A 13,953-nucleotide genomic window follows, 5' to 3' on the forward strand; every position below is an offset into this window, starting at 1 on the left:
GCCGCCGCGTCCGTAGTTGTGCACCGAAGCGTTATGAGCGGGTGCGCCGGAAGTCATGTCCTGCGCCCTCCCCTTCCGCTCGACCGAATCGTTCCCGAGGAACTCCACGTATCAAGGATGCGGCATCGGCCGGGAAGCGTCACATACCGTCGGCGCGACGGGCTCCGCCGGTGGAGCGGAGCCCGTCCCGCGGACGTCGGTCACGTCACCCCGGCCGCCGGTGCGCGGACGGGGAATCGGTCGACTGCCGGCCACGGCCGACCCTCAGCGGACCAGGCCCCAGCGGAAGCCGAGCGCCACGGCGTGTGCCCGGTCCGAGGCGCCGAGCTTCTTGAACAGACGCCTGGCGTGCGTCTTCACCGTGTCCTCCGAGAGGAACAGCTCACGGCCGATCTCTGCGTTCGAGCGGCCGTGGCTCATTCCTTCGAGCACCTGGATCTCACGCGCGGTGAGCGTCGGCGCCGCACCCATCTCGGCCGACCGCAGCCGACGCGGGGCGAGCCGCCACGTCGGATCGGCCAGCGCCTGGGTGACGGTGGCGCGCAGCTCCGCGCGGGAGGCGTCCTTGTGCAGATAGCCGCGGGCCCCGGCGGCGACCGCGAGCGCGACACCGTCCAGGTCCTCGGCGACGGTCAGCATGATGATCCTGGCGCCGGGGTCGGCGGAGAGCAGCCGCCGGACCGTCTCCACACCCCCGAGACCGGGCATGCGTACGTCCATCAGAATCAGATCCGAACGGTCGGCGCCCCAGCGGCGGAGGACTTCCTCGCCGTTGGCCGCCGTCGTCACCCGCTCGACGCCGGGCACGGTCGCGACCGCGCGACGAAGCGCTTCTCGGGCAAGCGGGGAGTCGTCGCAGACGAGGACGGATGTCATGACCGTCCTCCGAAGCCGATGCGCGTCACCTTGAGCCTCCAGGCTGTTACATGTCGTCACCTGTGCGGTTGACACTCTCGGACACCTGCCCGATCGCTTTTTTCGTCAACCGCTTCCGCCCTCTCAACGATGGTCACTCGAAAGAGTTACGGGTCGGACAAGCGGGTTCGGCACTCTACGTGAGGGGGCGTGCACGGAGAAGAACGGCGCGGATCATCCAATCCTCAACCGAAACTTCGTATGAAGGTATGCCCCATTTAGCGGGTTTTCTTCCCTTTTGCTGGTGTCTGTGGATAGATTCGCAATCAGTCATATTTACATCTGCTTACACCGTAGATGTACGGTCGTGGGCACGGTCGATGACGGACGACAACGACGTTTCCGACTCAGCATGGTTTCGAGGGGACAAGCAATGGCAGATTTCTCCCGCCTTCCCGGACCCAACGCCGATCTGTGGGACTGGCAGCTGCTGGCGGCCTGCCGCGGGGTGGACAGCTCGCTGTTCTTCCACCCGGAGGGTGAGCGCGGGGCGGCCCGGAGCGCCCGCGAGAACTCGGCGAAAGAGGTCTGTATGCGATGCCCGGTGCGCGCCGAGTGCGCGGCGCACGCCCTGGCGGTGCGAGAGCCCTACGGAGTGTGGGGCGGACTGACCGAGGACGAGCGCGAAGAACTCATGGGACGGGCCCGCAGCCGGCTGATCGCGGCGGCACCCTCGGGCGTTCCGTCCCCGTCGGGGCACGGCTGAACCGGCCTCGCCCCGTACCGCAATAGAGAAACGTTTCCGCACCTCACCCGGCCACCGGTCACGGCGAGGGCCGGGTCGTCGGCGGGCCGCTCAGCGGGCGGCCGCCAGGGACAGCCGGTCCAGGGTGGCCGCCACCGCCGGGACCTGGGCCAGGTCGGGCAGGGTCAGGGCGACGATCTCGCGCTCGATGGCAGGTTCCACCGTCACGGTGCGCGCCCCCTTCGGGCGCACCGACTCGATCGCCAGCTCCGGCAGCACGGCCACCCCGAGTCCGGCGCCTACCAGGCCGACCACCGCCGGGTAGTCGTCGGTGGCGAAGTCGATCCGGGGGGTGAAGCCCGACTCCTCGCAGACCTCCACGAGCTGGCGGCGGCAGCGCGGGCAGCCCGCGATCCACGACTCCCCGGCCAGGTCGGCGATGCCCACGGCGGCCGAGCCCGACAGCCGGTGCCCCTCGGGGACCAGGCCGATCAGCCGGTCGGTGAGCAGCGGCCGTACGACCAGGTCGTCCCATTCGGTGCCGGAGGCGCCGTAGCGGAACGCCAGCGCGATGTCGCAGTCGCCCTCCCGCAGCATCTCGACCGAGCGCGGCGGCTCGGCCTCCACCAGCGAGACCCGGGTGCCGGGGTGGGCCTCGCGCAGTGCGGCGAGGGCGCCGGGGACCAGGGTGGAGCTGCCGCTGGGGAACGAGACGAGCCGGACCCGGCCGGCCCGCAGCCCGGCGATCGCGGCGACCTCCTCCTCGGCGGCGGTGAGCCCGGCGAGGATGCCGGAGGCGTGCCGGACGAGGGCCTGGCCCGCCTGGGTGAGGCGCATCTCGCGCCCCGTACGGATCAGCAGCGTGGTGCCCGCGGAGGCCTCCAGGGCCTTCATCTGCTGGCTGACCGCGGGCTGGGTGCAGCCCAGTTCGCGAGCGGCGGCGGAGAACGAGCCGGTGGTGGCCACGGCGCGCAGGACACGGAGATGACGGGCTTCGATCACCCTTCAACCATAAGCGAGTCTTGGAGCACCTGCGCGTTATTGCCGCACATCTTTGGGGGTGAAGTGGTTAGCGTCTCCGTATGACCTCCATGGAACCGACCGAGCCGATGCGGCTGCTGACCGTGAACGCGGGACGACCGGAGTCCGTCGGCCACACCGACGCCCCCGGGGGCCTGACCGGCATCGACAAGCGGCCCGTCGAGGGCCCCGTACGCGTCAGCGACCCCGGGCCCAAGGGCACCGGCGGCAGCGGGCTGGCCGGGGACGCGGTGTGCGACCTGCGCCATCACGGCGGCTCCGACCAGGCGGTGTACGCCTTCGCGCGCGAGGAACTCGACCGGTGGGAGCGGGAGCTCGGCCGCTCGCTGGCCAATGGCGTGTTCGGCGAGAACCTGACGACCCGTGGGCTCGACGTGAGCGGTGCCAGGATCGGCGAGCGCTGGCGGATCGGCCCCGATCTGGTGCTGGAGGTGACGTCGGGCCGGATTCCGTGCCGTACGTTCGCCGGTCACCTCGGCGAGCGGGGCTGGGTCAGGCGGTTCACGCGGGCGGCGGCTCCCGGTGCCTACCTGCGGGTGATCGAGCCGGGTGAGATCCGGGCCGGCGACCAGGTCGAGATCGTGCACCGCCCGGACCACGACGTCACCGTGGTGACGGAGTTCCTGGCCTCGACGACGCGCCGCGACCTGCTGCCGGAACTGCTCGCGGCCGGGGAGGCGCTGCATCCGGAGGCGCTGCGTGCGGCTCTGAAGTACGTCGGGAAGTCGGCGGCGGACAACTGATCGCCGCGTGCCGGTCAGGCACTAACGTGCCGCGTATGACGACTGCACTGATTACGGGCGCGACCGCGGGGATCGGTGCCGCCTTCGCGCGGCGGCTCGCGGCCGACGGGCACAACCTGGTGCTGGTGGCGCGCGACACCGAGCGGCTGCGCGAGCAGGCGACGGAGCTGCACGACCGGCACGGCATCGAGGCCGAGGTGCTGCGGGCCGATCTCTCCGAGGACGAGGGGATCGCCGCGGTCGAGGACCGGTTGACGGACCGTCGGCATCCGGTCGACCTACTGGTCAACAACGCCGGGTTCGGCAACAAGGGCCACTATCTGGACGTGCCCATGGCCGATGAACTGAAGATGCTGAAGGTGCACTGCGAAGCGGTGCTGCGGCTGACCTCGGCGGCCGCGGCCGGGATGCGGGAGCGCGGCCGGGGCGGCGTGGTCAACGTGGCATCGGTGGCCGCCTTCGTGCCGCGCGGTACGTACGGCGCGTCCAAGGCGTGGGTGGTGCAGTTCACCCAGGGCGCGGCGAAGGACCTGGCCGGTTCGGGGGTGCGGCTGATGGCGCTGTGCCCGGGGTTCGTACGGACGGAGTTCCATCAGCGGGCCGGGATGGGGACGGGCAACATCCCGGGCTGGATGTGGCTCGACGCGGACAAGCTGGTGGAGGCGGCCCTCGCGGACCTGGCACGCGGGAAGTCGGTCTCCGTCCCGGACCCGCGGTACAAGGCGCTGATGGGGCTCGTGAAGGTGACGCCGCGCGGCCTGCTCGGAGGGGTCACCTCCAAGACAGGCCGCAAGTACGGTCCCCAGTGAGCGGTCGGTTACCGCACCCCGCGGCCCGCGTAGGCGCCGATGTTGGGGACGCCGGGCCTGAGCCGGTTGCCGAAGTAGTCCTTGCCGCCGTTGTTCTCGATGACGGCTCCGGCGGCGAGGGCGGGCGAGCCGGCGCCGAGCCGGAAGTCGGCCCGGAGCTTCGGGTCGGCCGTGATGCCGCCGGGGTTCGGACGGGTCATGTCGATGCCGTAGAAGGCGTTGTGGTCGAAGGAGAGCCCGGGGGTCGGGTTCTTGAAGGCGTACCCGCCGGTGCCCTCGCTCACGAACACGTTGTTGCGGATGGCCAGTTCGTGCTGGGTGGTGGCGGGGCTGCCGGCGTCGTCCTGGACGAGATAGCCGGGGATCTGCTCCTTGTTGTGGAAGGTGTTGTTGTAGATCTCGGTGCCCAGGATCGGGCCCCAGCAGTTCTGGACGAGGCGGGCGCCGTCGTCGCTGCTGACGTTGTAGCGGGCGACCGTGCCGATGGTCTTGGCGCCGCTGTACGGGCAGATCAGCAGGAAGCCACCCTTGTTGTCGTGGCTGTAGTTGTACTGGAAGACGGTGTTCCGCGAGGCGCCGTCGGCGTCGAAGGACATCCCGTCGTGGGTGTTGCCGCCGCCCGAGACCTCGTTGTACTCGACGGTGGTGTCATCGGTGTTGAAGGTCCAGATGCCCGCGTTGGCGGAGGGCGAACGGAGCTGGAAGCCGTCGACCCGGTTGTGGTCGACGCGGGCGCCGCTGGTGGTGTCGAGCTTCATGCCGTCGCCGGCCAGGGACTTCAGCGTGTTGTGGTGGATCCGGACCCCGGTGCTGGGCGTCCACTCCCCCGGGTACACGTTCGGGTCCTGCTGATCGCCGACCAGATCGCGCTTGGAGAAGGTCGACTTGAAGTAGATGCCCTCGCGGTCGACGTCCTCGATGCGGTTGTCGCCGATGTCCAGACCGTCGTACCAGCTGGCCTTCGCCGTGCCCTCGACGGCGATGTGGATCGCACTGGAACCGGAGACCGTCTTGTAGTCTCCGCCGCGCACATCGTGGATGTAGAGGCCGGAGATGTCGAAGCCGCGGGCGACGCCGTAGTCGGTGAGGCGGAGCCGGACGCCGTTGCGCTCGCTGCCGGGGTTGTCGGCGTTGGTGATCTCCAGCGCCTTGAGGTGCACGTACTGGGTGTTGGCGAGCAGGACGACATCGTGGGCGCCCGCGCCGTCGAGCCTGGCGCGGGCCGGGCCGTTGCCGTAGTCGGCGATGGTGAACGGGGCGCGGGCGGAGCCGGTGCCGGTGGGGGCGAGGGTGCCGGTGCAGGTGGCGCCGCGCTTGAAGAGGAGCCGGTCGCCGGGGCCGTAGGTGTGCGCGTTGGCCTCGGCGAGCGAGGTCCAGGGGTGTCGCTTGCTGCCGGTGGCTCCGGCCGGGTCCGCGGCGCAGTCGACGTGGAAGGTGCGGCCCGCGGGTGCGGCCTGCGCGGCGCTCTGGCCTGCGACGGTCAGGCCGCCTGCGGCGGTCAGGGCCGCGAGCGCAGCGGCGGTGAGGCGATGTCTCACAATTCCTCCGTACGAACGGTCAAGGTCGGGACGAACAGTCGGTGGCGGAGCGGGGCGAGTCCGCATCGCCGGAATCCTGGACTCGGATTGATCGAACGTCAATGGATTGCGTTTGAATGATCGAAACTCCCATCGTTCGATCACGTTGGTCTAGGGTTCTTTGTTTGGATCGGCCCGGCCCGGTCCGAGCGAAGGACCCCGGGGTCGGACGACGGCCCCGGCACCGGCCGGACCGCGGGCCGGGTCACACACTGCGAGGGGACTGCCGCCGTGCGCGAAAGTGCTGCTGAACGTCATGACCGCCTGCTCGGGCTGGTACGGGAACGGGGTTCGGCCCGGGTCTCGGATCTGGCCTCGCTGCTGGGCGTCTCGGCCGTCACGGCGCGCCGGGACGTGGAGGAGCTGGCCGGCCGCGGCCTTCTCGACCGGGTCCACGGATCGGTGTCGTGGCCGCAGGAGGCCCGGGCCGGTGGCGCCGCCGGCCCGGGTTCCCCGCGCGGCGGCCTGGTCCTGGGCATGCTCGCGCCCTCGTCGACCTACTACTTCGCCGAGGTCATCCGCGGCGCCCACGAGGCCGCCGCGCGGGCCGGGGCCAGGCTCGTCCTGCGGATCTCCGACTACCGGCCGCAGGAGGACCACGCACGCACCGAGGGACTGCTCTCCGCGGGCGCCGAGGGGCTGCTGGTCGCGCCCGGCTGGCAGGACCCGGGCGACCCCGCCGCGTTCGGCGGCTGGATCGCCTCGCTGCCCGTGCCGACCGTCCTGCTGGAGCGCAGGCCCACCGCGGGCTCCCCGCTGGACGGCCTGGACCGGGTCTGCTCGGACCATGCCCACGGGGTGCTGCTGGCGGTCCGTCACCTGGTGGATCTCGGGCACGGGGCACCGCTGCTGATGGCCCGCGCGGACTCCCCGACCGCCGTCGCGGTGCGCTCCGGGTACGCGGAGGCGCTGGCCGTGCTCGGGCTGCGAGCACCGCAGGACGTGATCGATTCCGTACCGGCCGAACTGGCTCCGGACGCCTTCGAGCAGGCCGTACGGGCGCTGCGCGAGGCGGTCCTGTCGGGGGTGGCCACGGCGGCGCTGATCCACAACGACGTGGACGCGATCCAGGTGGTGCAGCGCCTGGCCGAACTGGGCGTGCGGGTGCCGGAGGACCTGGCCCTGATCGCCTACGACGACGAGGTGGCGGCGCTCGCGGACACCCCGCTCACGGCGGTGGCGCCGCCCAAGCGCGAGGTGGGCCGCCATGCGACGGAACTACTGGTGGAGCGGCTGGGCCAGAGCGCGGACGAGCCCCGGCGGCATCTGACGCTGCTGCCGCAGCTGAGGGTCAGGGACTCGTGCGGGGCGCGCCTCCGGTAGGCACCGGGGCCGCCCTCGGGGCAGATGTTCCCGCGGGCTTCACGCCCGGTTCCGCAGCGTGCCCCGCACGCTTCCGTACGTAACTTATCTGATCTTTTTTCGATCAATCGATCTTTCGCTCTTGACTTCGGTCACGACTGGTCCAAGGATCACGGCCAACGCCAATGTCGCCGCCAGTTCAGGAGCCTCGCTGTGAGCCGCAGTCCGAGCAGAACGTCCCTCGCCGTAGTCGGCACCGCCACCGCCCTCGCCCTCCTCACGGCCTGTGGCGGCAGCGGCGACGACTCCGCCACCGGAACCGACGGCAAGCCCGTCAGCATCACCTTCTGGGGCTGGGCCAAGGGGTCCAAGGAGGTCGTCGACGCGTTCAACGCCTCGCACAAGAACATCAAGGTGGTGTACGAGGAGATCCCGTCCGGCAACGCCGGCGGCTACGCCAAGATCTCCAACGCGGTGAAGGCGGGCAACGCCCCCGACCTGGTCTCCATCGAGTACCCGCAGCTCCCGGAGTACGTCAGTCAGGGCGCGCTCCAGGACATCGGCCAGTACTTCACCGAGGACATCCGCAAGAAGCTGCTGCCGCAGGCGGTCGAGCTGACGACGCTCGGCGGCAAGAACTGGGCCGTCCCCTTCGACGCCTCGCCGCAGTCCTTCTACTACCGCAAGGACCTGTTCGAGAAGTACGGCGTCGAGGTCCCCAAGACCTGGGACGAGTTCCGCAAGGCCGCCGAGAAGATCAAGAAGGCCGACAAGAAGGCCAGGATCGGCACCTTCTTCCCCGATGACCCGACCACCTTCCAGGCGATGGCCTGGCAGGCCGGCGCCCAGTGGTACAAGCCCGAGGGCGACACCTGGAAGGTCAGCACCGCCGACGCGGCCACCAACAAGGTCGCCGACTACTGGCAGGGTCTCCTCGACGACGACCTGATCCGCGCCAACGCCTCGTTCAGCCCCGAGTGGACCAACTCCCTCAAGAACGGCGGCACCGTGGGCTACCTCGGCGCCGCCTGGGGCGCGGGTGTCCTCAAGGGCACGCTGCCCGAGCAGAGCGGCAAGTGGGCCGTCGCCCCGATGCCCAGCTGGGACGGCAAGCCCGCCAGCGGCATGCTCGGCGGCTCCACCTTCGCGGTGACGAAGACCAGCAAGAAGGCGAAGGCCGCGGTCGAGTTCGCCACCTGGATGTCGACCACCGAGGAAGGCATCAAGGCCCGCATCGAGTCCGGCACGTCGAGCGCCTTCCCGGCCGCGGCGGCGCTGCGCCCGGTGGCCAAGAAGTCCTTCGACGCCGGGTTCTACGGCGGTGAGGACATCTACCAGGTCTTCGAGGGCGCCGCGACGTCGATCGGCCCGAACTGGAACTGGGGCCCGACGACCGGCACGACGAACACCACCATGAAGGACCAGTTCGGCAAGGTCGCGAGCGGCGGCACCACCATCAAGGACGCCGTGAAGGCCGGGCACGACGCCACCGTCGCCGAGCTGAAGAAGCGCGGTCTGAAGGTCGAGGACGCAGGCTGATGAAGCGCGCCCGGACGACCAGAGCCGCCGCCATCCTGCTGGGGCCCTTCTTCGTACTGTTCACCCTGGTGATGGTCCTGCCGATCGGTTACGCGGTCTGGCTCAGCCTGTTCACCGAGAAGCAGTCCGGCCTGGGCTTCGGCGGCACCGAGACCGTCTTCAGCGGACTCGACAACTACACGGCGGCCCTGGGCGACCGGGCGTTCCGCGAGGGTTTCGGCGTACTCCTCGGATACTGCCTGTTCTACATTCCGCTGCTGCTCGTCGGCGCCCTCGCCCTCGCCCTGCTGCTGGACTCCACGCTGGCCCGCGCCCGCCGGTTCTTCCAGCTCGCGCTCTTCCTGCCGCACGCCGTGCCCGGCATCATCGCCGCGCTGATCTGGGTGTACCTGTACACCCCGCAGCTCAGCCCGGTGGTCAGCGCCATGGAGTCCGGCGGGATCGGCTTCGACTTCTTCTCCCCCGACGGTGCCCTTCCCTCCATCGTCAACATCGCGCTGTGGGAGTGGCTCGGCTACAACATGGTGATCTTCTACGCCGCGTTGCAGGCCATCGACCGCTCCGTGCTCGAAGCGGCCACCGTCGACGGGGCCGGTGCCTGGCGCACCGCGCTCAGCATCAAGGTGCCGCTGATCCGCTCCTCCCTGGTGATGGTCGCGCTGTTCACGGTCATCGGCTCGCTCCAGCTGTTCACCGAGCCGCTGATCCTCAACAAGGGGACCGGCTCCGCCGTCTCCTCCACCTGGACGCCGAACATGTACGCGTACACCGCGGCCTTCGAGCGCAACGACTACGGGCTCGCCGCGGCCGCCTCCATCCTGCTGGCGCTCACGGCCGCGCTGCTGTCCTTCGTCGTCACCCGCTTCACCGGCCGGAAGGGCAAGAAAGCATGAACTCCCCCGCCTCCCGCGGCCGCTGGATGTCGAAGACCGCGGTCAACGGCTTCCTCGTGCTCGCCGTCGTCTACATGCTCTTCCCCCTCGTCTGGCTGGTCACCGCCGCCACCAAGGACACCGGCGGTCTGCTCGCCGGCAACGCCTTCTCCTTCGAGGGCTTCAACCTCGGCGAGAACCTGTCGAACCTGGCCTCCTACGGCGACGGCATCTACTTCCGCTGGTACCTCAACAGCCTCATGTACGCGGGCGGCGGGGCGATCGTCTGCTCGCTGATCTGCGTCGCCGCGGGGTACGCCTTCGACAAGTACGAATTCCGGGGCAAGGAGAAGCTGTTCGCCCTGGTGCTGATGGGTGTGCTGGTGCCCACCACGGCACTCGCCCTGCCGATGTACCTCCTGGCCTCCAAGACCGGCCTGGTCAACACCTACTGGTCGGTGCTGATCCCGGTGCTGGTCAATCCGTTCGGCGTGTATCTCGCCCGGGTGTTCAGCACCGGCTACATACCGAACGAGGCCCTGGAGGCCGCCCGTATCGACGGGGCCGGCGAGCTGCGCGTCTTCTGGTCCATCGGACTGCGCATGGTCATGCCGGGCTTCGTGACGGTCTTCCTCTTCCAGTTCACCGCGATCTGGAACAACTTCTTCCTCCCCCTCGTGATGCTCTCGGACCGCAAGCTCTTCCCGCTGAGCCTCGGTCTGTACTCGTGGAACACCAACACCCACGGCGAGCCGAGCTTCTATCCGCTCGTCGTCACCGGCTCCCTCCTCGCCGTCATCCCCCTGATCGTCGCCTTCGTCTCGCTTCAGCGGCACTGGAAGGCCGGACTGACCGCCGGCAGCGTCAAGTGACTCTCCCCCGCGAGCCCTGAGGAGTACGAGTTCCACCATGCCCCACGCCACTGACAACCGGCCGACGGCCCTGCTCGCGATGGGGCCCGGCATCGCCGACCGGCTCCTCGCCGACCGCCACCGCACCCGGCTGGCCGAGCTCACCCGCACCGACCCGCACCTCGTCGCCCACGACCTGGCCGACCCGACGCCCGAGGTGGCCACCGCGCTCGCCGAGGCCGAGGTCCTGTTCACCTGCTGGGGAGCGACGCCGCTCACCGAGGGAGTGCTGGCGGCCGCGCCCCGGCTGCGGGCCGTCGTGCACGCCGCGGGCTCCGTGAAGCACCACATCACCGACGCCTGCTGGGACCGCGGCATCGCCGTCACCTCGGCGGCCAATGCCAACGCCCTGCCGGTCGCCGAATTCACCCTCGCCACGATCCTGTTCGCCGGCAAGCGGATCCTGCACACCGCGCACCGCTACCGCGAGCTGCGCACCGACCACGACTGGCTCTCGGAGCTCGACGGGGCCGGCAACTACCGCCGTACGGTCGGCATCGTCGGCGCCTCCCGCATCGGCCGGCGCGTCATCGAACTGCTGCGCCCCTTCGACCTGGACGTGCTGCTGTACGACCCGTACGTGGACGGCGCGGAGGCGGCGCGGCTCGGCGTACGGCTCGCCCCGCTCGACGAGCTGTGCGCGAGCAGCTCCGTGGTCTCGGTGCACGCGCCGCAGCTGCCGGAGACGCACCATCTGATCGGTGCGGCGCAGCTGTCCGCCATGGCGACCGGGACGACGCTGATCAACACGGCCCGGGGTTCGCTGGTCGACGAGGAGGCGCTGCTCGCCGAGCTGACGACCGGCCGGCTGCGGGCGGTGCTGGATGTGACGGACCCCGAACTGCCGCCCGCGCAATCGCCGTTGTACACGCTGCCCAATGTGCTGCTCACTCCGCATGTGGCGGGTTCGCTGGGCGATGAGCTGCACCGGATGGCCGATCAGGCGCTGGACGAGCTGGAGCGCTTCACGGCCGGTCTGCCCTTCGCGGACCCGGTGTTCGCGGGGGCGCTGACGCGCTCGGCGTAGCACGGAAACGGTCCCGGCCGGTCGGCATCCCCCGGGCCGACCGGCCTTCTCCGTGCGGAGCCTGTCCGCGGCCCCACTCTGCCGAGCGGCGGGCGGAGATCCCATGGGGAGTTCTGCGTATTGACAAGTACGCACGATTGACAGGTGCGCCCGAAGCCCCCCGGTACGCCGAAAGGCCCCCTGTCCCACCGTCGAGCGGTGGGACAGGGGGCCTTCTGCGGCTGTGCGCCCCGAGCGGTTACGCGTCAGTGCGAGTGGCCGTGGCCGCCGTGGGCGGCCTCTGCCTCTTCCTCGGCCGGCTTCTCGACGACCAGGGTCTCGGTCGTGAGCAGCAGCGACGCGATGGACGCGGCGTTCTCCAGCGCGGAGCGGGTGACCTTGACCGGGTCGATGACGCCGGCCTTCACCAGGTCGCCGTACTCGCCGGTCGCGGCGTTGAAGCCCTGGCCCTTGTCGAGCTCGGAGACCTTCGAGGTGATGACGTAGCCCTCGAGGCCGGCGTTCTCGGCGATCCAGCGCAGCGGCTCGACAGCGGCGCGGCGCACGACCGCGACACCGGTGGCCTCGTCGCCGGTCTTGTCGAGGTTGCCCTCCAGGACCTTGACGGCGTGGACCAGAGCGGAGCCACCACCGGAGACGATGCCCTCCTCGACCGCGGCGCGGGTCGCGGAGATGGCGTCCTCCAGACGGTGCTTCTTCTCCTTGAGCTCCACCTCGGTGGCGGCACCGACGCGGATCACGCACACGCCGCCGGCCAGCTTCGCGAGGCGCTCCTGGAGCTTCTCGCGGTCCCAGTCGGAGTCCGTGGCGTCGATCTCGGCCTTGATCTGGTTGACCCGGCCCTTGACGTCGCCGGGCTCGCCGCCGCCGTCCACGATCGTCGTGTCGTCCTTGGAGACGGTGACGCGGCGGGCGGTGCCCAGCACGTCCAGACCGGCCTGGTCGAGCTTGAGGCCGACCTCCTCGGCGATGACGGTCGCACCGGTGAGGGTGGCGATGTCGCCGAGCATGGCCTTGCGGCGGTCACCGAAGCCCGGGGCCTTCACCGCGACGGCGTTGAAGGTGCCACGGATCTTGTTGACGACGAGGGTCGACAGCGCCTCGCCCTCGACGTCCTCGGCGATGATCAGCAGCGGCTTGGAGCCACCGGCCTGGATGACCTTCTCCAGCAGCGGGAGCAGCTCCTGGATCGAACCGATCTTGCCCTGGTGGATCAGGATGTACGGGTCGTCGAGGACGGCCTCCATACGCTCCTGGTCGGTCACCATGTACGGGGACAGGTAGCCCTTGTCGAAGGCCATGCCCTCGGTGAAGTCGAGGTCCAGACCGAAGGTGTTGGACTCCTCGACGGTGATGACACCGTCCTTGCCGACCTTGTCCATCGCGTCCGCGATGAGCTCGCCGACCTGCGGGTCCTGCGCGGAGAGCGCGGCCACGGCGGCGATGTCGGTCTTGTCGTCGATCGGGCGGGCGGTCGCGAGGAGCTCCTCGGACACGGCCTTGACCGCGGCGTCGATGCCCTTCTTCAGGGCGGCCGGGGAGGCACCGGCGGCGACGTTGCGCAGACCCTCGCGGACGAGCGCCTGGGCGAGCACGGTGGCGGTGGTCGTACCGTCACCCGCGACGTCGTTGGTCTTGGTCGCCACCTCCTTCACCAGCTGGGCACCGAGGTTCTCGTACGGGTCGTCGAGCTCGACCTCGCGCGCGATGGTGACACCGTCGTTGGTGATGGTGGGAGCGCCGAACTTCTTGTCGATGACGACGTTGCGGCCCTTGGGGCCGATCGTCACCTTGACCGTGTCGGCAAGCTTGTTGACGCCGCGCTCGAGGGCGCGACGGGCGTCCTCGTCGAACTTCAGGATCTTCGCCATGGGAGCTGAGCTTTCCTCTCGAACGAACTGCGCCCCCGACCGCCCGGCTGGTTAGTTCGCAGGGGGCCAGGGGCGCAGAACAGAAAACGTGGGTGAATTACTTCTCGATGATCGCGAGGACGTCGCGAGCCGAGAGGACGAGGTACTCCTCGCCGTTGTACTTCACCTCGGTGCCGCCGTACTTGCTGTACAGCACGACGTCGCCGGTCTTGACGTCGAGCGGAAGGCGCTCGCCGTTCTCGAAGCGACCCGGGCCCACGGCCAGGACGACGCCCTCCTGGGGCTTCTCCTTGGCGGTGTCCGGAATGACCAGGCCGGAGGCCGTGGTCTGCTCGGCGTCGAGCGGCTGGACCACAATGCGGTCCTCGAGCGGCTTGATCGCAACCTTGGTGCTGGCGGTCGACACGATCCGGTCTCCCCCTTCGGAGATCTCACGGGGTAACAGTCTTGGGTGGCGACCAGGTCGATCCGTCGTCGCGGGTGCCGGACCTGCCAGTCGCGCAGTACTGCTGGCACTCTCCAGTGGTGAGTGCCAGAACCGAGACTATGACCGCGATTAGCACTCGGTCAAGCGGAGTGCCAATTCGAGTGGTCGTGGCGTCGCCGCCGCACCACCCGCGGGGCGCCGCACGCGACGGCCGGGGCATCGTCCGGACAACGG

Annotated in this window: 13 protein-coding genes; 8 read left to right on the plus strand and 5 right to left on the minus strand. The window is 69.8% G+C overall.

Features of this window, described 5'->3' with window-relative positions; translation table 11 throughout:
- Nucleotides 1-264: 264 nt before the first annotated feature.
- Nucleotides 265-876 (minus strand): response regulator transcription factor, encoded by a 612-nt coding sequence (locus GA0115234_RS10865; protein ID WP_003948568.1) that lies wholly within the window; start codon nt 874-876, stop codon nt 265-267.
- Nucleotides 877-1,288: 412 nt separating this feature from the next.
- On the opposite strand from GA0115234_RS10865, the gene GA0115234_RS10870 reads away from it, so the two are divergent.
- The gene (locus tag GA0115234_RS10870; protein ID WP_093540712.1) at nt 1,289-1,621 is read left to right on the plus strand and encodes a WhiB family transcriptional regulator; all 333 of its coding nucleotides are present in this window, start codon (nt 1,289-1,291) and stop codon (nt 1,619-1,621) included.
- A gap of 90 nt (nt 1,622-1,711) precedes the next feature.
- Here the strand turns inward: GA0115234_RS10870 and GA0115234_RS10875 are convergent, their stop codons facing one another.
- Nucleotides 1,712-2,602 (minus strand): LysR family transcriptional regulator, encoded by an 891-nt coding sequence (locus GA0115234_RS10875; RefSeq protein WP_093540713.1) that lies wholly within the window; start codon nt 2,600-2,602, stop codon nt 1,712-1,714.
- A 107-nt stretch (nt 2,603-2,709) separates the two neighbouring features.
- Here GA0115234_RS10875 and GA0115234_RS10880 point away from each other — a divergent pair, with 107 nt between their 5' ends.
- Complete coding sequence (locus tag GA0115234_RS10880) at nt 2,710-3,384, plus strand: MOSC domain-containing protein (protein ID WP_093540790.1); 675 nt, start codon at nt 2,710-2,712, stop codon at nt 3,382-3,384.
- A gap of 35 nt (nt 3,385-3,419) precedes the next feature.
- A complete protein-coding gene (locus tag GA0115234_RS10885; RefSeq protein ID WP_093540714.1) occupies nt 3,420-4,193 on the plus strand; it encodes an SDR family NAD(P)-dependent oxidoreductase in 774 nt (257 codons plus the stop codon).
- A gap of 8 nt (nt 4,194-4,201) precedes the next feature.
- Here the strand turns inward: GA0115234_RS10885 and GA0115234_RS10890 are convergent, their stop codons facing one another.
- Nucleotides 4,202-5,731 (minus strand): right-handed parallel beta-helix repeat-containing protein, encoded by a 1,530-nt coding sequence (locus tag GA0115234_RS10890; RefSeq protein ID WP_093540715.1) that lies wholly within the window; start codon nt 5,729-5,731, stop codon nt 4,202-4,204.
- Nucleotides 5,732-6,001: 270 nt separating this feature from the next.
- On the opposite strand from GA0115234_RS10890, the gene GA0115234_RS10895 reads away from it, so the two are divergent.
- From GA0115234_RS10895 to GA0115234_RS10915, 5 genes are all read left to right on the plus strand, one after another.
- A complete protein-coding gene (locus GA0115234_RS10895) occupies nt 6,002-7,093 on the plus strand; it encodes a substrate-binding domain-containing protein (protein WP_093540716.1) in 1,092 nt (363 codons plus the stop codon).
- 192 nt (nt 7,094-7,285) lie between these two features.
- Entirely contained in the window at nt 7,286-8,611 is a 1,326-nt protein-coding gene (locus GA0115234_RS10900; RefSeq protein ID WP_093540717.1) for an ABC transporter substrate-binding protein, read from the plus strand.
- Nucleotides 8,611-9,504: a carbohydrate ABC transporter permease gene (locus GA0115234_RS10905; RefSeq protein ID WP_093540718.1), complete on the plus strand. Its 894-nt coding sequence runs from the start codon at nt 8,611-8,613 to the stop codon at nt 9,502-9,504. The genes GA0115234_RS10900 and GA0115234_RS10905 overlap by 1 nt, the downstream gene beginning before the upstream one ends.
- A complete protein-coding gene (locus GA0115234_RS10910; protein ID WP_093540719.1) occupies nt 9,501-10,355 on the plus strand; it encodes a carbohydrate ABC transporter permease in 855 nt (284 codons plus the stop codon). The genes GA0115234_RS10905 and GA0115234_RS10910 overlap by 4 nt, the downstream gene beginning before the upstream one ends.
- A 37-nt stretch (nt 10,356-10,392) precedes the next feature.
- Entirely contained in the window at nt 10,393-11,421 is a 1,029-nt protein-coding gene (locus GA0115234_RS10915; protein WP_093540720.1) for a hydroxyacid dehydrogenase, read from the plus strand.
- Between the two features lie 245 nt (nt 11,422-11,666).
- On the opposite strand, the gene groL is transcribed toward GA0115234_RS10915, so the two are convergent.
- The gene (groL, locus tag GA0115234_RS10920; protein WP_093540721.1) at nt 11,667-13,292 is read right to left on the minus strand and encodes a chaperonin GroEL; all 1,626 of its coding nucleotides are present in this window, start codon (nt 13,290-13,292) and stop codon (nt 11,667-11,669) included.
- Between the two features lie 97 nt (nt 13,293-13,389).
- Nucleotides 13,390-13,698 carry a co-chaperone GroES gene (gene groES / locus GA0115234_RS10925; protein ID WP_093540722.1) on the minus strand — a complete coding sequence of 103 codons (309 nt, stop codon included), beginning with the start codon at nt 13,696-13,698 and terminating at the stop codon, nt 13,390-13,392.
- Between the last annotated feature and the right edge of the window lie 255 nt (nt 13,699-13,953).

Source organism: Streptomyces sp. DvalAA-43 (assembly GCF_900091725.1).
GTDB classification, from domain to species: domain Bacteria; phylum Actinomycetota; class Actinomycetes; order Streptomycetales; family Streptomycetaceae; genus Streptomyces; species Streptomyces pulveraceus.

What these genes read in the sequence shown, in the direction of transcription:
- groL (WP_093540721.1), bottom strand. Translation starts at nt 13,292, where the DNA reads ATGGCGAAGATCCTGAAGTTCGACGAGGACGCCCGTCGCGCCCTCGAG.
- GA0115234_RS10915 (WP_093540720.1), top strand. Translation starts at nt 10,393, where the DNA reads ATGCCCCACGCCACTGACAACCGGCCGACGGCCCTGCTCGCGATGGGG.
- GA0115234_RS10865 (WP_003948568.1), bottom strand. Translation starts at nt 876, where the DNA reads ATGACATCCGTCCTCGTCTGCGACGACTCCCCGCTTGCCCGAGAAGCG.
- GA0115234_RS10870 (WP_093540712.1), top strand. Translation starts at nt 1,289, where the DNA reads ATGGCAGATTTCTCCCGCCTTCCCGGACCCAACGCCGATCTGTGGGAC.
- GA0115234_RS10880 (WP_093540790.1), top strand. Translation starts at nt 2,710, where the DNA reads ATGCGGCTGCTGACCGTGAACGCGGGACGACCGGAGTCCGTCGGCCAC.
- GA0115234_RS10910 (WP_093540719.1), top strand. Translation starts at nt 9,501, where the DNA reads ATGAACTCCCCCGCCTCCCGCGGCCGCTGGATGTCGAAGACCGCGGTC.
- GA0115234_RS10905 (WP_093540718.1), top strand. Translation starts at nt 8,611, where the DNA reads ATGAAGCGCGCCCGGACGACCAGAGCCGCCGCCATCCTGCTGGGGCCC.
- GA0115234_RS10885 (WP_093540714.1), top strand. Translation starts at nt 3,420, where the DNA reads ATGACGACTGCACTGATTACGGGCGCGACCGCGGGGATCGGTGCCGCC.